Source organism: Streptomyces sp. NRRL F-525, from assembly GCF_000716605.1.
GTDB lineage: Bacteria > Actinomycetota > Actinomycetes > Streptomycetales > Streptomycetaceae > Streptomyces.
On sequence record NZ_JNXE01000033.1, the window covers coordinates 98,761 to 117,588 of the forward strand.

Annotated in this window: 9 protein-coding genes; 3 read left to right on the forward strand and 6 right to left on the reverse strand. The window is 69.2% G+C overall.

The window, feature by feature from the left end; all coding sequences use genetic code 11:
- The first annotated feature begins 351 nt into the window (after nucleotides 1-351).
- The gene (locus tag OO69_RS35725) at nucleotides 352-4,143 is read left to right on the forward strand and encodes a GH92 family glycosyl hydrolase (RefSeq protein WP_199811093.1); all 3,792 of its coding nucleotides are present in this window, start codon (nucleotides 352-354) and stop codon (nucleotides 4,141-4,143) included.
- Between the two features lie 7 nt (nucleotides 4,144-4,150).
- On the opposite strand, the gene OO69_RS35730 is transcribed toward OO69_RS35725, so the two are convergent.
- The 4 genes from OO69_RS35730 to OO69_RS35745 form a co-directional block, all read right to left on the reverse strand.
- Nucleotides 4,151-4,525, reverse strand: a complete 375-nt coding sequence (locus OO69_RS35730) for a hypothetical protein (RefSeq protein ID WP_033285102.1) — start codon at nucleotides 4,523-4,525, stop codon at nucleotides 4,151-4,153.
- Nucleotides 4,526-4,592: 67 nt separating this feature from the next.
- Complete coding sequence (locus OO69_RS35735) at nucleotides 4,593-7,868, reverse strand: GH92 family glycosyl hydrolase (protein ID WP_033285049.1); 3,276 nt, start codon at nucleotides 7,866-7,868, stop codon at nucleotides 4,593-4,595.
- 324 nt (nucleotides 7,869-8,192) lie between these two features.
- Entirely contained in the window at nucleotides 8,193-9,287 is a 1,095-nt protein-coding gene (locus OO69_RS35740; protein ID WP_051801431.1) for a lytic polysaccharide monooxygenase auxiliary activity family 9 protein, read from the reverse strand.
- A 503-nt stretch (nucleotides 9,288-9,790) separates the two neighbouring features.
- Entirely contained in the window at nucleotides 9,791-10,078 is a 288-nt protein-coding gene (locus OO69_RS35745) for a hypothetical protein (RefSeq protein ID WP_033285051.1), read from the reverse strand.
- Nucleotides 10,079-10,254: 176 nt separating this feature from the next.
- On the opposite strand from OO69_RS35745, the gene OO69_RS35750 reads away from it, so the two are divergent.
- Nucleotides 10,255-12,522, forward strand: coding sequence for a glycoside hydrolase family 27 protein (locus OO69_RS35750; protein ID WP_234444615.1), 2,268 nt, complete (start codon nucleotides 10,255-10,257; stop codon nucleotides 12,520-12,522).
- A 49-nt stretch (nucleotides 12,523-12,571) separates the two neighbouring features.
- On the opposite strand, the gene OO69_RS35755 is transcribed toward OO69_RS35750, so the two are convergent.
- Entirely contained in the window at nucleotides 12,572-14,110 is a 1,539-nt protein-coding gene (locus OO69_RS35755) for a sensor histidine kinase (RefSeq protein WP_033285053.1), read from the reverse strand.
- The gene (locus OO69_RS35760) at nucleotides 14,107-14,832 is read right to left on the reverse strand and encodes a response regulator transcription factor (RefSeq protein WP_033285054.1); all 726 of its coding nucleotides are present in this window, start codon (nucleotides 14,830-14,832) and stop codon (nucleotides 14,107-14,109) included. The genes OO69_RS35755 and OO69_RS35760 overlap by 4 nt, the downstream gene beginning before the upstream one ends.
- Before the next feature lie 267 nt (nucleotides 14,833-15,099).
- Here OO69_RS35760 and OO69_RS35765 point away from each other — a divergent pair, with 267 nt between their 5' ends.
- The gene (locus OO69_RS35765) at nucleotides 15,100-18,765 is read left to right on the forward strand and encodes a S8 family serine peptidase (protein WP_051801433.1); all 3,666 of its coding nucleotides are present in this window, start codon (nucleotides 15,100-15,102) and stop codon (nucleotides 18,763-18,765) included.
- Nucleotides 18,766-18,828 lie beyond the last annotated feature (63 nt).

Consider the following 18,828-nt stretch of genomic DNA (forward strand, 5'->3'; position numbering starts at 1 on the left):
AACAGGACTCAGGCGGTGAACCGGATCCTCCCCGGCACCGCGGTCAGGTCGAGCTTGGTCGTGCAGAGGTACTTCGTGCGTGCTGCTGCGAGAGCGGTGTCGAACGCGACAGGTATAGTCCACTTCCGGTCGACAGAGCAAGATCGAATGCAGGGTGGGTTGTCGGTCTTTTCCGAAGTGAGACCTCGCGGAAATATGAACGCCCTGTGTGTTCGATGACGGAGAAATCCTCGCTATTGCCCTCGAATGCCTCACTCAACACCCTTGACACACCAGGCCACTTGACTCCCTACTGTTCCTTGCGCATCGAAGCTGACAACGTTGTCCAGCGTGCAGGGAGGATGCCCTCGTATGCATCACAGATGGTGGGGTACGGCGGTCGTGTCGACCGCCGCACTGGCTTTGCTCGTGGGTTCGCAGGGAGCGGCGGTCGCCCTTCCGGCAAAGGCCCCGACCGGCGGGGAGTTCGCCTCCTCGTTCGAGTCGGGAGACCCGGCACCGGACTGGCTGAACACGGTCGACACCGCGCCGGACGGCTCCAAGCGGGCCTCGGGCGTCGACGGCGGCTACAGCACCGGGATCCCGGGCAATGTGACCGACCACGTCACCGACGTCCGGGCCAGTTCCGAGAACACGGGCGGCGGGGAGGTGAAGGAGAACCTCGTCGACGGCGAGTCCGGCACCAAGTGGCTGACCTTCGAGCCCACCGGCTGGGTCGAGTTCGACCTCGACAAGCCGGCCAAGACAGTGACGTACGCCCTGACTTCGGCGAACGACTTCGCCGAACGCGATCCGAAGGACTGGACGCTGTCGGGCTCGACGGACGGCAAGGACTGGAAGACCCTGGACACCCGCTCCGGCGAGAGCTTCGCCGACCGGTTCCAGACGAAGTCCTACGACCTCGCCGAGCCGGCCGAGTACCAGCACTTCCGGCTCGACATCACGAAGAACAACGGCGCGAGCGGCATCCTGCAGCTCGCCGACGTCCAGTTCTCGACGGGCGGGACCACCGCCCCGATCCCCGAGGACATGCTCTCGCTGGTCGACCGGGGCCCCAGCGGCTCCCCCACCGCCAAGGCGGGCGCCGGCTTCACGGGCAAGCGCGCACTGCGTTACGCGGGCCGTCACACGGCCACCGGGCGGGCCTACTCGTACAACAAGGTCTTCGACGTGAACGTGCCGGTCGGCCGGGACACCGCGCTCTCCTACCGGCTCTTCCCGCAGATGTCCGACGGTGACCTCGACTACGACGCCACGAACGTCTCCGTCGACCTCGCCTTCACCGACGGCACGTATCTCAGCGACCTCGGCGCGACGGATTCGCACGGCTTCACGCTCACTCCGCAGGGGCAGGGCGCGGCGAAGATCCTCTACGTCAACCAGTGGAACAACGTCCTCTCGCGGATCGGTTCGGTCGCGGCCGGCAAGACCGTCGACCGGATCCTGCTGGACTACGACTCCCCCAGCGGGCCGGCGAAGTTCCGCGGCTGGCTGGACGACGTGAGCCTCAAGTCGGTGGCGCCCGAGAAGCCGAAGGCGCATCTGTCCGACTACGCGCTGACCACCCGCGGCACCAACTCCAGCGGCAGCTTCTCGCGGGGCAACAACTTCCCCGCCGCGGCGCTGCCGCACGGCTTCAACTTCTGGACGCCGGTGACGAATTCGTCGTCGCTCAGCTGGCTGTACGACTACGCACGCGCGAACAACGACGACAATCTGCCGACGCTCCAGGCGCTCAGCCTGAGCCATGAGCCGAGCCCCTGGATGGGCGACCGGCAGACCTTCCAGGTGATGCCGTCGGCGGCCTCGGGAACCCCCAACACCGATCCCACGGCACGGGAGTTGGCGTTCAAGCACGAGAACGAGACCGCGCGCCCGTACTACTACGGCGTCACGTTCGAGAACGGTCTCAAGGCCGAGATGGCCCCGACCGACCACGCGGCCTCGCTGCGCTTCACCTACCCCGGCGACGACGCGAGCGTCATCTTCGACAACGTCACCGAGCAGGCGGGCCTGACCCTCGACAAGACCAACGGGACCGTCACCGGCTACTCGGACGTCAAGTCCGGTCTGTCCACCGGCGCTACCCGGCTCTTCGTCTACGGCACGTTCGACGCGCCGGTGACGGACGGCTCCTCCAGCGGCGTCAAGGGCTACCTGAAGTTCAAGCCCGGCGCCGACCACACGGTCACCCTGCGCCTGGCCACCTCGCTGATCAGCGTCGACCAGGCGAAGGACAACCTGCGCCAGGAGATCCCGGACGGCACCTCCTTCGACACGGTCAAGAAGCAGGCCCAGAAGGTGTGGGACAAGCTGCTCGGCAAGGTCGAGGTGGAGGGCGCCACGCCGGACCAGCTGACGACGCTGTACTCCAGCATGTACCGGCTGTACCTGTACCCCAACTCCGGTTTCGAGAAGGTCGGTTCGACGTACCAGTACGCGTCGCCGTTCTCCCCGATGACGAGCCAGGACACCCCGACGCACACCGGCGCCAAGATCGTCGACGGCAAGGTGTACGTCAACAACGGTTTCTGGGACACGTATCGGACGACCTGGCCGGCCTACTCGTTCCTGACGCCCAGTCAGGCGGGTGAGATGGTCGACGGGTTCGTGCAGCAGTACAAGGACGGCGGCTGGACCTCGCGCTGGTCCTCGCCCGGCTACGCGGACCTGATGACGGGCACCTCCTCGGACGTCGCGTTCGCGGACGCGTACGTCAAGGGCGTGAAGTTCGACGCCAAGTCGGCCTACGACGCGGCCGTGAAGAACGCGACCGTCGTCCCGCCCGCCTCCGGCGTCGGCCGCAAGGGCATGACCACCTCGCCCTTCCTCGGCTACACGAGCACCGACACCGGCGAGGGCTTCTCCTGGGCGATGGAGGGCTATGTCAACGACTACGGCATCGCCCAGATGGGCCAGGCCCTCTACAAGAAGACCGGCGAGAAGCGCTACAAGGAGGAGTCCGCGTACTTCCTCAACCGCGCCCAGGACTACGTGAACCTCTTCGACAAGCAGGCCGGGTTCTTCCAGGGCAAGGACGCCAAGGGCAACTGGCGGGTGGACTCGGCGAGTTACGACCCGAAGATCTGGGGTTACGACTACACGGAGACCGACGGCTGGGGCTACGCCTTCACCGCCCCGCAGGACAGCCGCGGCCTCGCCAACCTCTACGGCGGCCAGAAGGCCCTCGGCGACAAGCTCGACCAGTACTTCTCCACCCCCGAGACCGCCTCACCCACCAACGCCGGTTCCTACGGCGGTGTCATCCACGAGATGACGGAGGCGCGGGACGTCCGCATGGGCCAGTACGGCCACTCCAACCAGGTCGCCCACCACGTCACTTACATGTACGACGCGGCCGGTGAACCCTGGAAGGCGCAGAAGGACGTGCGCGAGGTGCTGTCGCGGCTCTACACCGGCAGCGAGATCGGGCAGGGCTACCACGGCGACGAGGACAACGGCGAGCAGTCGGCCTGGTACCTCTTCTCCGCGCTCGGCTTCTACCCGCTCGTGATGGGCAGCGGCGAATACGCCATCGGCTCCCCGCTGTTCACCAAGGCGACCGTGCACCTGGAGAACGGCAAGGACCTCGTCGTCAAGGCGCCGAAGAACAGCACGAAGAACATCTACGTGCAGGGTCTGAAGGTCAACGGCCAGAACTGGACGAAGACTTCACTCCCGCACTCGCTGCTGGAGAAGGGCGGAGTGCTGGACTTCTCCATGGGCTCCAAGCCCTCGTCGTGGGGCAGCGGCAAGAACGCGGCGCCGGTGTCGATCACCAAGGACGACAAGGTGCCGACGCCCCGCAGCGACCAACTCGCCGGTGTCGGGCCCCTGTTCGACAACACGTCGGCCACGGACGCGACGGTGAGCTCGGTGGACCTCCCGGTCGCCCAGGCCACCAAGGGCATCCAGTACACGCTGACGTCGTCGAAGGACCACACCCTGGCGCCGACCGGCTGGACCCTCCAGGGCTCGGCCGACGGCACCACGTGGAAAACGCTCGACAAACGCTCCGGCGAGTCCTTCACCTGGAACCAGCAGACGCGCGTCTTCTCGGTCAAGTCGCCTGGTTCGTACGCGCGTTACCGCCTGGTGCTGAACGGTCCCTCGACCCTCGCGGAGGTGGAACTGCTGGCCTGAGGCACGGTCACGGCACGGGGAGGCGGGGCAGCAGCCGCCGCAACGCCTCCGCGTGCTGGTGGACCCGTCTGAGCACGCCTCTCCTGGTCGACGCGAAGACGGGGACGTCCTGGGCCGGGCCGCACGCGGCGGCCGTGTACAGGTCGTCGAGCCACGCCCCGCTCCCCCTGGTGCCGTCCGGCGCCAGGGGGACCAGTCGTGTCAGGACCTCCGATTCGGCGCCGCCCAGGAACCAGACGCGCACCATCAGATCTCCGCGCAGATAACGCAGGCCGCCGTCTATGTCCTCCGGCGGCGCGAAGCCCTCGTCCCCCACCAGGAAAGCGAAGGCCGTACGGGCTTCGGCCCGGAACTCCTCGGGCAGCTGCGGCCGTTTCACCATCTGCGGATGCTCGCACGCGCCGATGTGCCCCCGCCACCGGAACGGGCGAGGGCACACATTGTGGACGTCAGTTCACCGCAAGGGTGAACACATGGAGATCCGGGTCGTCCGGAAGTGTCACGCTCTTGATGGTCTTGCCCGAGGGCGCCGCGAACGGCTTGGTGGCGAACACATAGGTGGCTACCGGGTCTTTGTCCGCACCCGCGACATTGCGGTACGCGGTCCGGGCCACGACCTCGTTGCCGTACTGCACGGTGCCGCCGCCTCCGCCGACCGTCCAGTCCGTGAAGGACAGGTCGATGACGTCGGTGCTGCCGTCGGTGTAGGTGACGGTCGCCTTGGTCTGCTGGTTGCCGTTGACCGCGCTGCCGACGAAGGACAACGTGCTTGCCGCCTGCGGGAGTTGGACGGTCTGACCGGCCGCCGAGACGTTGTCGGGGCGCCCGTTCGGCGAGCTGGGCCAGGTGAAGCCGAGCCCGTCCACCGTGCCCGCGCCGCCCGGGGTCAGCCCGGCCGCCTCCAGTGCCTGGAGGGAGTAACTCCAGCCGCCCCCGTCGTAGTCCGCCTCGTCGTGCTCGCCGGTGTCGTCGGAGACACCGGTGTTGTTGTAGGCGGCGAGGAGGGTGCCGGGCGCGGCCACCGTCAGGGACACCGGCTGCTCGTACGACGTGCCGCCCGAGGTGACGGTGACCTTCACGTCGTAGAAGCCCTGCTGGACGTCGGTGGCGGCGGTGAGGGTGATGTCCTGGGAGCCGTCGACGACCGTGCCCTGCGCGGGAGTTGCGGTGACTCCGGCGGGGGTCTCGACGGTGTAGCGGACCTCGGGTCCGGTGCCGCCGTTCAGGGAGAGGGCCTTGATGTTGACCTTGGTGGTGTCGCCGGGGGCGAGGGTCGCGGCGGTGGGGCCGACGCCGATCTGGTACGGCTGCTCGCCGGTCCGGAAGGACGGCGGGGCGTCAGCGGGGTCGCTGCCCCAGGTGCGGTTCGGGGTGGTGGAGAGGGTGTAGTCGAGGGTGCCGCCGTTCCTGACGATCGAGGACGAGAGCCAAGGCTGTTGCGTGCTGCGGCCGTTGACCTTCAGGGACTGGATGTACGGGGCGTCGGTCGCGGCGCCCTTCGCGCGGATGGAGATGTCGTTGCCGTGCGGGCGGGTGATCTCGACGCGCTCGAACAGCGGGGAGGCGAGGGTGAGTTCGGCGCGGGACGGGACCTGCGGGTACATGCCGAGCGCGGAGAAGACGTACCAGGACGACATCTCGCCGAGGTCGTCGTTGCCGGGGATGCCGGCCGGGTCGGTGGTCCAGAGCTGCTTCATGGCCGCCCTGACCGTCTCCTGGGTCTTGTAGGGCGCGCCCGCGTAGTCGTAGAGGTAGGGGACGTTGACGGACGGCTCGTTGTCCAGCTCGGACTTGTCGCCGCCGCTGCCCGTGAAGGCCCAACTCCCGTCCGCCTCATGGAAGAAGGAGTCGAGGCGGGCGAGCGCCTTGTCCGTGCCGCCCATCGCCGCGAACAGCCCGGCGGGGTTGTGCTGGACCATCCACGTGTACTGGGCGGCCGTGCCCTCCACGAAGCCGTTGCCGGTGCCCGGAGTGAAGCCGGTGACCCAACTGCCGTCCGCCTTGCGGTTGGCGATGTAGCCGCCGGTGGGGTCGGCGGCGATGTTGAAGTTGTTCTGCCACCACTGGGCTCGCTGGGCGAAGTCGGCCGCCGTGCTCTTCTTCCCTGCCGCCGTGGCGAGTTGGGAGAGCGCGAAGTCCGCCGTGGACATCTCCAGGGTTTCGGCGGCGCCGCCCCAGGCGTTGGAGACGGACGGCATGTAGTGCAGGTTCAAGTACTTGTCCAGGGACGGCCGTTGGCCGACCGAGAGGACCGGCTTGCCCGAGGAGGACAGGTCCTGGGCGGTGGGTACGGTCGCCGCCTGGACGAGGGAGGCGAGGGCCCCCTTGAGGTCGAAGTCGGTGCCGCCGAAGGCGCGGATGCCGGCCAGGGCGGTGGGTGAGGGGTCGCCGTTCATGACGTGCGTGCCGCTCGCGCCGTGCAGCCAGCGGTCCCAGACTCCCCCGTTCTGCTGGGCGAGTTCGTAGAGGGACTGGGCGATGTCCGAGCCGGTGCGGGGGCTGAGCAGGGTGAGCAGCTGGACCTGCGAGCGGTAGATGTCCCAGCCGGAGAAGGTGCCGTACTGCGCTTGATGACCCCGGCCGACCTTGTGCACCTTGCCGTCGCTGCCGGTGTATCTGCGATCGACGTCGCTGATGACGTTCGGGTGCAGGAGGGAGTGGTAGAGCGCGGTGTAGAAGGTGGTGCGCTCGGTGTCGGTGCCGCCGCCGACCTTGATCGCGCCGAGCTGGTCGCGCCAGGCGCGGTGGGCCGCGTCCTCGACCGCGTCGAAGGTGCGCTTCGGCGGGTTCTCCGCCGCGAGGTTGGCCTTCGCGCCGGCCTGACTGACGTACGAGATGCCGACCTTGACGCCGACCGGGCCGGTGCCGGGCTCGAACTCGACGTAGCCGCCCGCGCCCTTGCCCGCGACGGGACGGCCGCCGGTGCTGAACCCGCCCGTGCCGCCGGTCGTGCTCGTCGAACCCGGGGTCAGCTTGTCGTCCTGCCAGGTGCCGGTGGTCTTGAAGGCGCGGTCGAAGGTGGCGGTGAAGTACAGGGTGTAGTAGGCGCGTTGGCCCTCGGGGTCGAGGTAGCCGCAGAAGTTGCCGGAAGTGACCGAGCCGGAGACCGTGTTGGTCTTCGGGTCGATGGTGACCGACGAATCGGTGGAGCCCACCTCGGAGTTGGCGGTGCGGATCAGCAACGAGGCGGGTTTGTCGGCCGGGTAGGTGAAGCGGCCGGAGCCGGTGCGGGCCGTCGCCGTCAGGTCGGCGGTGACGCCGGAGGCGAGGCCCACCTTGTAGTGGCCGGGTTCGGCGGTCTCGTCGGTGTGGCTGAAGTCGGAGGCGTAGACGGCGTCCTTGGTGTCGCTCGCCGGGGACGAGGTGACCTCACCGGCGTACGGGTAGAACGGGATGTCGCCGCTGCCGCCCGCGCAGCCCGTGCCGGACATGTGGGTGAGGCTGAACCCGCGGATGCGGGTGGCGTCGTACTGGTAGCCGCCTGGCGCGGCCGTGCTGGTCGCGCTGCCTCTGGTGTTCTCCGGGCTCCAGGAGAGCATGCCGAAGGGCACGACGGCGCCCGGGAAGACGTTGCCGCCGTTCTTGGTGCCGATCAGCGGATCGACGTAGGCCGTGGGGTCCTTGACGAGTTGCGGCGGGGCGGCGGCGGTCGCCGCCAGGGCGGGGGTGGCACCGCCGACCGCGAGTGCGGCGGCGAGCAACAGGGACATGGGACGGAAACGCATGACGCGGCCCCTCCTCCTTCGGACGGGTCGCGCACCACAGGTCGCACAAGCCGCAGGGACAGTAACGTGCGCCACCCGTACCAGGGAAGAGCGCGTGTGCCGGTGGGGGCACGCGGGGTGCCCACCCGGACGGCGCCCGCAGGCCAACTGGGTTGACATCGTTGTCCGTTGGGGCGGTAGAGTCATATACAGACCATTCGACAACGTTGTCGCACCGCAGTGCCGTACCAAGCCACGCACCACCCGGGCAGGCTGAACCCCCATTCCCTGCCCGGCTCGCGGACCCGGTGGCCCCCGACCACCGGGTCCGCCCCGAGCACTGGCTCAACCGACCTGGCAGGGAAGGGCAGTTGCCGGGTCACCGCCGTCGCCGTTCACGACGTAGCCGAAGGTGGCGCTCTGCCCCGGAGTCAGTGAGCCGTTCCAGTCGGCGTTGTGGACCATCACGTCCTGGCCGCTGTAGGTCGGGTTGCCATTCCAGAGGCTGGCGACCGACTGGCCTGCGGGGAGTGCCCAGTTGACCATCCAGCCGAGCATCGGGACGTCACCGGAGTTGGTGACGGTCACCTCGGACTGGTAGCCGCCGGGCCAGGTGCCGGTCGTGTGCCGGGTGGCCGAACAGACGCCGGGTACCGGGTCGGTGGGGTTGCCCGGGTCGTGAATACCCGTCACTTCACCGTTGCCGCCGTCGAATACGACATCGGAGCAGGAGTAGAAGGTCTCCGTGCTGTCCGAGCGCTGCCACACCATGTAGATGATGTGGCGCCCCGACTTGTTCGCCGGAAGCTGCCCGGTCCAGGAGTAGTTGGCCTCGACCGTGCCCGGGGTACCGTTGAGCGGCGGGTGGTCGACCGTGAGGAACGGGGTGTCCTCCATGTCGTCCCAGGTGAGTGCCTTCGTCGGGTCGAAGCCGTCCTTGGTGATGTAGACGTAGAACCAACCCGGGTGCGCCGCCCAGGCGTTGTACGAGAAGTCGACCGTCGCGCCCGAGGTGAGATGCGTCAACGGCCAGTCGTCGCGCGGGAGATCGAAGCCCGTGAAGTTCGGATTGCCGCCGCTGCACAGCGAACCGTCCGGCACGAAGCCCCGGGTGCGGCCGGCGCCGTCGGAGCGCAGCACCGAGAACCAGTTGTAGAACGGCGTTGTCCCGCTGACCTGTTGGGCCGCCCTGCACGCCTGGTTGACCGGTTTGATCTCGCCGGTGTCGGTGAGCGCGTCCTGCCAGCAGAGGAAGGTGCGACTGCCGGGTTTCATGGGGGTGCCATGGGCCTCCGCGCGGCCGCCCGTGGCGAGGATCAGGGCCAGGGCGGGGACGGTGGTGAGGAGTGCGAGGAGGACGAGGAAGAGGGCTCGGTGGGGGGTGGGGCGCGGTAATCGCGGTGCGGAGCGGGGAGTTGGGGGTGATGTTGTCGTAGGCATGACAGTTCTACGTCCCTTCGGTCGGCGGGTGCGAGGAACGTGCGAGGGTGGATGCGTGGGGTGGGGCGACCCGGCCACCCGGCGGGTTCCGGACCGCCGGGCGGGTGGGAGCGCTCCCACCCCACTTGTCCGTGAAGTTAGCGCGGACTGGGGTGGCTGTAAACGGCGGGGGCGTGCGAAGTAGCGCTTGGGGCGGGGTTGTTCGGGAGGCGAGGGTGTTCGGGTTCGGGGTGGGTCTCGGGGCGGCTCGTTCGGGAGCCGGAGGCTTGTCCCGTTGAACCCCGCGTGGGGGAAGGCCAGTTGGAGACATCCGTGCCCAGGCGTGGTTCGCCGTCGCGGAACGTCTTCAGCCGGTTGAACGCCGTGTCCGCGACGGCCACGACCTGCTCACGGCCCGACAGGGCGAGTCGCTCCCGCGCCGCATAGACCTGGTGATCACCGAAGGCCGCCTGCGCGAGGTTGAGAGCCGTGCGGTATTCGCCGTGATCACGAGCCGGTTCGGCTTACCCGCGCCAGGGATTCGGGTTGGCGTCGATGGCTGTCCGCACCGCTTTCAGGAGTGTTGCCGGGCCGGGGGCCTGCTCCCACTCCGCGGCGGTGTAGTTCATGGTGGAGCGCGCCCCCAGGGCGTCGATCTCCACGGTCCGACTCCCCTTCCGGTCGGGGCCGGTGACGCTCAGGCGCAGGTACCGGACGTGGAAGCGTTTGGGATGGTTGCCGAAGATCTCCAGTACACGACCGTCGAACGAGTACAACTGGTGGCCGATCACGGCCGTGATCTCGTCGTTCATGCGGGGGGAACCCTATGCACGGCGATCAGTCGGTGCCAGATCCCCGTCTCTTGACCCAGTTTTGGCCAACCGCGCCATGTGGTGACTGGCGTTCGGTCCTGTTCACTTGTCGCGTCCACGGGGTTGGTTCTTGACGGTTTCTGAGTCGGGTGAGCGTTGCGATGGAGGAACAGCTCATGAGAAGACAGATCCGCGGTGCACTGGCCGCGTTCACCGGAGCGCTGCTGCTCACCATGGGGATCACCGCGACCGGCGGCCATTCCGCGCGAGCCGATGACAACGGTGTCGGGCTCAAACCCGTGCTGGGGTGGAGCAGTTGGAGCTTTGTGCGGCGCGATCCGACCGCGCGGACCATCGAGGCGCAGGCGAAGGCCCTCAAGACCAGCGGGCTGGCGAAAAACGGCTTCGTCTACGCCAACGTCGACGACTTCTGGTACCAGTGCCCGGGCAGCCAGGGGCCGGACGTCGACCAGTACGGCCGCTGGGTCACCGACCCCGTCAAGTTCCCGCCGCGCGGCGGTGAGAACGGCGTCCAGGTCGTGGCCGACTATGTGCACTCCCTGGGGCTGAAGTTCGGGCTCTACGTCACTCCCGGCATCTCCCAGCAGGCCGTCGCCAAGAACACCGCGATCGAGGGATCGCCGTACCACGCGCGGGACATCGCCACCACGGCGACGGAGAGCAACTACAACTGCGGCGGCATGGTCGGCATCGACTACACCAAGCCCGGCGCGCAGACGTTCATCGACTCGTGGGCCGGTCAGTTCGCCGGGTGGGGTATCGACTACCTGAAGATCGACGGTGTCGGCACGTCCGACCAACAGGACGTCCAGGCCTGGTCGGACGCCCTGCATCACACCGGGCGGCCGATCCATCTGGAGCTGTCCAACAACCTCGACATCAACAACGCGGCCACCTGGAAGAAGCTCTCCAACGGCTGGCGCACCGGCGGCGACATCGAGTGCTACTGCGGTCCTGACGACAGCAGTTACCCCCTGACCACCTGGGCCTCCATCGCCTCCCGCTTCGACCAGGTCGCGGCCTGGGCACCGTACGGCGGGCCCGGCGGTTACAACGACTACGACTCCCTGGAGATCGGGAACGGCGCGAACAACGGCCTCACTCCCGACGAGCGCAGGACGCAGATGAGTCTGTGGTCGCTGGCCGCCTCTCCGCTCATCCTCGGCACCGATCTGACCCGTCTCGACCCGGCCGACCTGGCTTTGTTGAAGAACACCGACGTCCTCGGCGTCGATCAGGACGGCATCGACGCCAAGCGGATCTCCTCGGACACCAACTCGCAGGTGTTCGCCAAGACCGAGGGCGACGGGGATGTCGTGGTCGGTCTGTTCAACACCGGGCCGGCTCCCCGTGAAGTCGCCACGACCGCGGGCGCGTTGGGGCTACGCGGGGCGCGCGACTACGCCCTGCGGGATCTCTGGAGCCACCGACTCACCGAGTCCTCCGGCCGGATCGCCGCCAATGTGCCCGCGCACGGTGTGGTTCTCTACCGGGTCCACGCCACCCACCGCACGGTGACCGGCGCGGCTCCGGACGTCTCGTTCGGGCTCGACTGGGCACCTGCGCCCAGCGACAGCACCACCCGTACCGTGACCGCCGTCCTGTCCGACAACGGGTCGCGGTCGATCACCGATGCCGATCTGACCCTGACCGGGCCGGCTGGCACGAAGATCACCACTCGCTCGGTCACGCGGGCCCGGGCGGTTCGTGGCGGGCATGCGTTGAAGGCCGTCTACTCCGCGTCCATCCCGCCCTCGGCGAAGCTCTTCGCCTCCAACGACTTCCAGGGGACGGCGAGTTACCGCTTCCGGTCGGCGGGGAGGACCCGGCTGACCGCCGGTGACACGATCACCGTCAACCACCAAGTCACCGCCCCTTACCGGACGTTCGCGTCCACCACCGCGAGCTTCAGCGAGTCCGGCAGCCAACTCGGCATCCGGGCGCAGGGTGCGGACCTGTACAACGGCACGAACGAGTACGGGTCGATCTATCTGCCGGGTGCCGAGCACGACGGTTCGGTTACGACCGTGAAGCTCAACTCGCAGTCGGACACCGACGTTTGGGCGAAGGCCGGGATCATGGTCCGCAACGACATCACCCAGCCCAACACCTCCCCCGGGTACGTGGCCCTCGTCGCGACCCCGGGCAACGGCTACCTCCTCGACTGGGACAGCGACGGCGACGGAAAGCTCGACTCGCAGGATTCCGCCGGTACCGCCGCCTACCCTTCGTGGCTGAAGCTCGTCCGTGACGGCACGTCGTACAGCGGCTATTACTCGACCGACAACGCCACCTGGAACCTGGTCGGGACGATCGACGTTCCGACCGCCGCGGCCACCCAGGACGTCGGCCTGACCCAGACCTCGCACGCCTCGGGCACCACCGGCGAGGCCGACTTCGACTCGTTCACGACCACGCCGTAGGTCTGCGGCGACGACGGCGACGCGCGTCCGTCCGGTGCCCGGTGCTTCTCTAGACCGGTGCCGTGCGGGCGCGCATCGCCGGTTCCGCGGGCGGGAGTTCGGTGGCGGCGGCCGGGAGTTCGATGGTGAACTCCGTGCGGCCCGGGACGCTGGTCACGTCGATACGGCCGCCGTGGGCGCCGGTGATCGCCGTCGCGATGGCCAGGCCGAGGCCGGAGCCGCCCTCCTTGCCGCCCGCCCGGGCGCGGGAGGCGTCGGCGCGGGTGAAGCGTTCGAAGACCGTGGGGAGGAGGGCCGGGGGGATGCCGGGGCCGTCGTCACGGACCCGGATGACGACGGTGCGGTCGGCGGTGGCCTCGACGCTCGCCGTGACCGTCGTACCGACAGGTGTGTGCATCCGGGCGTTGGCCAGCAGGTTGGCCAGCACCTGGTGCAGGCGGGCCTCGTCGCCGATGACCAACGCCGGGGCGTCCAGGGAGAGTTGGAGCTGCCAGTCGTGGCCGGTGCCGGCCGCTCGCGCGTCCCACACCGCCTCGGCGAGCAGCGCCGCGAGGTCCACCTCGGCGGACTGCAGCGGCCGGCCCTCATCGAGCCGGGCGAGCAGCAGGAGGTCCTCCACCAGGCCCGTCATGCGTGCCGACTCCGCGGTGACCCGGCGCCAGGCGAGGCCCGGTTCGATGCGGTCGGTGCCGCGGTTCATCAGCTCGGCGTAGCCCGCGATGGAGGCCAGCGGGGTGCGGAGTTCGTGGCTGGCATCGGCGAGGAAGCGGCGCATGCGTTCCTCGCTGCGGCGCATCTGCTCCTCGCTGCGCTGGCGTTCGGCGAGCGAGGACTCGACGTGGTCGATCATGCGGTTGAGCGCGGCGCCGACCTGGCCGGCCTCGCTGCCGGGGTCGGTGTCCCGCTCGGGGACCCGGGTGAGGGCGGTGACCTCGCCGTGGCCGAGCTGCGAGCGGGAGACCTCGACGGCGGTGGCGGCGACCCGGCCCAGCGGCCGTAGCTGCCGTCGGATGACGACCGCGCACAGGCAGCCCGCCGCGGTCAGTCCGGCGAGGGCGACGCCCGCCTCGACCGCCACCATGCCGCTGATCATGCCCTGCACGTCGTCCATCGGGAGGCCGGTGAGGACCCGGACGCCATCGCTGTCGAGGGCCGTGAGCCGGTAGGTGCCGAGGCCGGGCACGGTCCTGGTGTGCATCGCGCTGTCGGCGGTGACGCCCGCGAGGGCCGCGCGCTGGGCGGCGGTGAGGTTCTGGGGCGGGGCGTCCTGCCTGACGACGGCCGCGGCGATGATCGTGCCCTTGTCGTCGAACCGTGCGGCGAGCGTCCCGACGGCGTGGCCGTTCTCCATGAGGAACCCGAGGTCGCCGTCGAAGTCCGGGTGGTGCTGGGCGCCGCCCAGGCTGCGTTCGGCGGCGTTGCCGACCCGGTCGTCCAAATTGCCCAGCAGATAGGCGCGTTGGACGAACACGGTGGTGAGGGCCATCGCGGCGCACACGACGACGAGGGCGGCGCTGATGAAGAGGAGGAGGCGGGTGCGCAGCGAACGGCCGTGCAGGCGGCCCCGGTTGCGGGTACGGAGGTTCATCTGGCGTCCTCCACGGGCCGTAGGGCGTATCCCATGCCGCGCACGGTGTGGATCATCGGGGCGCGGCCGCGGTCTATCTTGCGGCGGAGGCTGGAGATGTAGACCTCGACGAGGTTGCCGCCGCCGTCGAAGCAGCTGCTCCACACCTGGTCGAGGATCTGGGCCTTGCTCAGCACCTGGCGGGGGTGGTCGAGGAACAGGGTGAGCAGGTCGAACTCCTTGGCGGTGAGCTGGACCGGCTCACCGGCGCGGCGCACCTCACGGGTCTCGCCGGTCAGGACGAGGTCGCCGAGGACGCGTACGGAGTCGTCGGCCGGGGTGCGTTCGCCGCCCGCCCGGCGCAGCAGTCCGCGCAGCCGCAGCACGACCTCCTCCAGGGAGAAGGGCTTGGTGACGTAGTCGTCGGCGCCCGCTTCGAGGCCGTCGAGGCGGTGCTCGATCGCGTCGCGGGCGGTGAGCATGAGGACGGGCAGCCGGGGGTTCTCGTACCGGAGTCTGCGCAGCACCTGGACGCCGTCGAGGTCGGGAAGCATGCCGTCGAGGACGACGGCGTGCGGGGCGCAGGCCCGGGCGATCCGCAGCGCGCTCTGCCCGTCCGGCGCGGGATAGGGCCGCCAGCCGGCCTCGGTGACCGCGACGGAGAGCAGCTCGGTGAGCGCGGGCTCGTCGTCGACGATGAGCACGCGTACTCGGCTGCTTCGGGACCCCGATGTGCCAGTCATGTCCCGATTCTGTCCCGGCCTGCTGGGGGAATCCTGTGTTCCACCTGAGCCACAGCCGTGCGAACGGGCGGGAGGACACGGGCAGGCGACCCGCGCCGACCGGGCCCGCCGACCAGCCGCTTCGCCAACTTCCTTGGCCGAAGCGGGCGTTGGCACTCTTGTGCCACCTGATTCCCTTGAGCCGCCGTAGACCCCGCACTCACTCTGATGACTGGCTTCCGCTCACCGTGCGGAAGCGTTTCCGCGTTCAGGGGAGGATGTCCACCCATGCGAAGACTCCACGCCCTGTGGGCCGTGGCCGGAATGGCCGGACTGCTCGCGGGGGCCATCACGCCCGCGACAGCCGCCGGTTCCACGGTCTCCACCCACCTCACGGGCCCGAGCACCGCCCCACCGCAGACCGTCACCCTCATCACCGGCGACACCGTGACCCTCACCGCAGGACCGGACGGCAAGAACGCCGTCGACGTGCGGCGAGGCAAGGGCCGCGAGGCCGCGACCTTCCTGTCCAGCGAGAAGAACGGCGAGATCAGCGTCCTGCCGGCGGACGCCGTCCCGCTCATCAAGGCGGGCCGTCTCGACCCCGCCCTCTTCAACATCACCCAGCTCGTCAAGCAGGGCTACACCGACGCGAAGACCGGCACCACGCCCGTCATCGCGACGTACAGCAAGGGCGCCGAGACCCCCGAGGGCACGCGCCGGACGCTGGCGCTGCCCGGGATCGACGGCGCCGCGCTCAGCGCGAAGAAGTCCACGGCCTTCTGGTCGGACATCGCCCCGGCCCTGGGCACCGCGCCCACCGCGAAGGCGGCGAAGCAACTCGGCGACGGCATCGACAAGATCTGGCTGGACGCCAAGGTGAAGGCGTCCCTCGACGTGAGCGTGCCGCAGATCGGCGCACCTGAGGTGTGGAAGGCGGGCTACGACGGCACGGGCGTCGAGGTCGCGGTCCTGGACACGGGCGTGGACACCGGGCACCCGGACCTGGCCGGGAAGATCGCCGGCTCGGAGAGCTTCGTACCGGACGAGACGATTCAGGACGGCTTCGGCCACGGCACCCATGTGGCGTCCACGATCGTCGGCTCGGGCGCGGCCTCGGGCGGCCGGTACAAGGGGGTGGCGCCGGGCGCGCGGCTGCTGGTCGGCAAGGTGCTCGACAACACGGGCAGCGGCCAGGCCTCCTGGATCATCGCGGGCATGGAGTGGGCCGCGAACTCCGGCGCGAAGATCGTCTCGATGTCGTTGGGCGGTACGGCGTACGGCCCCTCGGACGTGCTCAGCGAGACCGTCGACCAACTGTCCGCGTCCACCGGCGCGTTGTTCGTGATCGCGGCCGGCAACGCGGGGCCGGGCGAGCAGACCGTGGGCACCCCGGGCATCGCCGACTCGGCGCTGACGGTGGGCGCGGTCGACAAGTCGGACAAGCTGGCCTCGTTCTCCAGCCGCGGTCCGCGCCCCGGCGACTACGCGGTCAAGCCGGAGATCACCGCGCCGGGCGTGAACATCACCGCGGCCCGCGCGGCCGGCACCAGCATGGGCACGCCGGTCGACGACAACTACACGACGGCGAGCGGCACTTCGATGGCGACGCCGCATGTGGCGGGCACCGCCGCGCTGGTGGTGCAGGCGCATCCGGACTGGACCGGCGAGCAGATCAAGGAGGCGCTGGCCAGTACGGCGAAGACGAACGCCGACGACTCCGTGTTCGAGCAGGGCGACGGCCGGGTCGACGCCGTACGGGCGGTCGAGCAGGACGTCTTCGCGACCTCGGCGCTGAGCTTCGGCAGGTTCGAGGACGGCGACACGGGCGTCGTCAGCAAGGACATCACGTACACCAACACCATTGACAGTCCGGTGGAGTTGAAGCTCTCGTCGTCGCTCGCCGACCTCGCCCTGAGCGCCGGTTCGGTGACCGTGCCCGCGCGGGGCACCGCCACCGTCTCCGTCGGCGTCGACCCGGCGCAGCTGACCGAGGGCCGGTACACGGGCCATGTCACCGCGACCGCCGACGGCGGTGTCCAGGTCACCACGGGCGTCGGCTTCGAGAAGGCGCCGAAGACCTACAGCCTCAAGGTCTCGATCGTGGACCGCGAGGGCAACACCTCCACCGGGGCGTCGCTCTACACGCTCCAGGAGCTGAACGGCGCCTACCCCGACGAGTACGGCTTCCTCGGCACCGGCGCGACCTGGCAGGTGCCGGCCGGTATCTACTCCATCGCGACCTGGATCCCGGACCGGGACGGGAGCGGCCTGGCCGTGGGCACCTCGGTCGTCGGCAACCCCGAGATCAAGGTCGACGGCGACACCGCGGTCGTCCTCGACGCCCGCAAGGCGGTGGAGATCAAGCCGAAGACCAAGCAGGACTCCGAGTTCCGGGGCTTCAGCACCAACTGGCACCGCGAGGGGCCGGGCAGCGCCTGGGGGCTCACCTACAGCCAGGGCTTCTGGACCGATCACGTCTACGTGGCGCCGACCCCGCGGGTGACCGTGGGGACCCTGGAGTTCTCCGCCAAGTTCCGGCTGTACGCGAAGGAGTTGACGGCGAGCGTCACCGGCCCGGAGAAGACCTCGCTGTCGTCGCTCTACTACTCCCAGACGTACAACGACTTCCCGTTGAAGATCAGCGGTGACCACACCGTGCAGGCGGTGGACGCGGGCGGCGGTACCGCGGCCGACTTCGCGGGGCTCGACGTCAGGGGCAAGGTGGCGGTGGTCGGGCTCGGCGCCACCGAGCGGGCGCAGAGCGCCCTGGACAACGCGACCGAGGCCGGGGCGGGTTACCTCATCGCCTACCGCAAGACGCCCGGTTTCTGGATCGAGGCCGTGGACCGGGCGACCACCGTCCCGCTGATGATCGCCACCGGCGAGCAGGGCGCCGGGCTGGCCGCCCTGCTGAAGACCGGCAGGAAGGTCACGCTGAAGCTGAGCGGCACACCGGTCAGTCCCTACGTCTACAACCTGCTCGCCGCGCAGAGCGGCGCCATCAGCGCGGACCAGACCTACCGTCTGGACAGCTCCAACACGGTGAAACGGAAGGCCCGTTACTACGGTGCCACGGCCGGCGAGATGGGAGCGGACACCCTGTACACCTTCCGCCCCTGGCAGCTCTTCGGCATCGACACCAGCGTGTCCACACAGCTGGGCACGGAACGCGACGAGTACTACTACGTCGACCCGGACACCCGCACCTGGCATGTCGTCTATCCCAACTGGAAGGCCTACAAGGGCGAGTGGAGCCCGCTGCGGACCTTCACCGAGGCGGCCACCGAACCCACCGAGGACTGGCTGCGCCAGGTCGTCCGGCCCGGAAGCAGCGAGGAGTACGGGCTCTCGGAACGCACCGGTGACGAACTCACCTTCTCGATACCGGAGTTGACCGACTCCACGCCGGGCCACTACGGATCTGTCGACGGCGTCGACAGCACGGCGCAGGGCGGGCTCTACGCGGACGGGCAGTTCGTCGACGACTCCACGTCCGGCGGGTACGGCGTCTTCGACATCCCGGCGGCGAAGGCCTCGTACCGCTTCGATCTGGACGTGCAGCGCAAGGCGGCCTGGGCGAAGTACTCCACGAGCACGCACACCGAGTGGACCTTCGCCTCGGCGCACACCGACACCGCGACCGCACTGCCGCTGCTCACCGTCGGCATCGCCCCGAAAGGCCTCGACCTCCTCAACCAGGCCGACGGCGGGCGGGAGTTGACGGTGGGGCTGCCGGTCGCGAACCAGTCGGGGAGCGTCCGGGCGAGCAGTCTGAAGGCCTGGGTCTCCTACGACGACGGCGCGTCCTGGAAGGCGGTGCGTGTCGAGAAGGGCGAGGCGCGGTTCAGGCCCGCGAAGGGCGCCGCGTCGGTGTCGCTGCGCGTGCGGGCCGCCGACCGTGACGGCAACGCGGTCGACCAGACCGTACTGCGGGCGTTCGGCCTGAAGTGAGCCCGAAGTGAGCCTGAAGTGATCGGATGGGTCGAGCCACTGTAAGGATTCTTAACAAAGAAC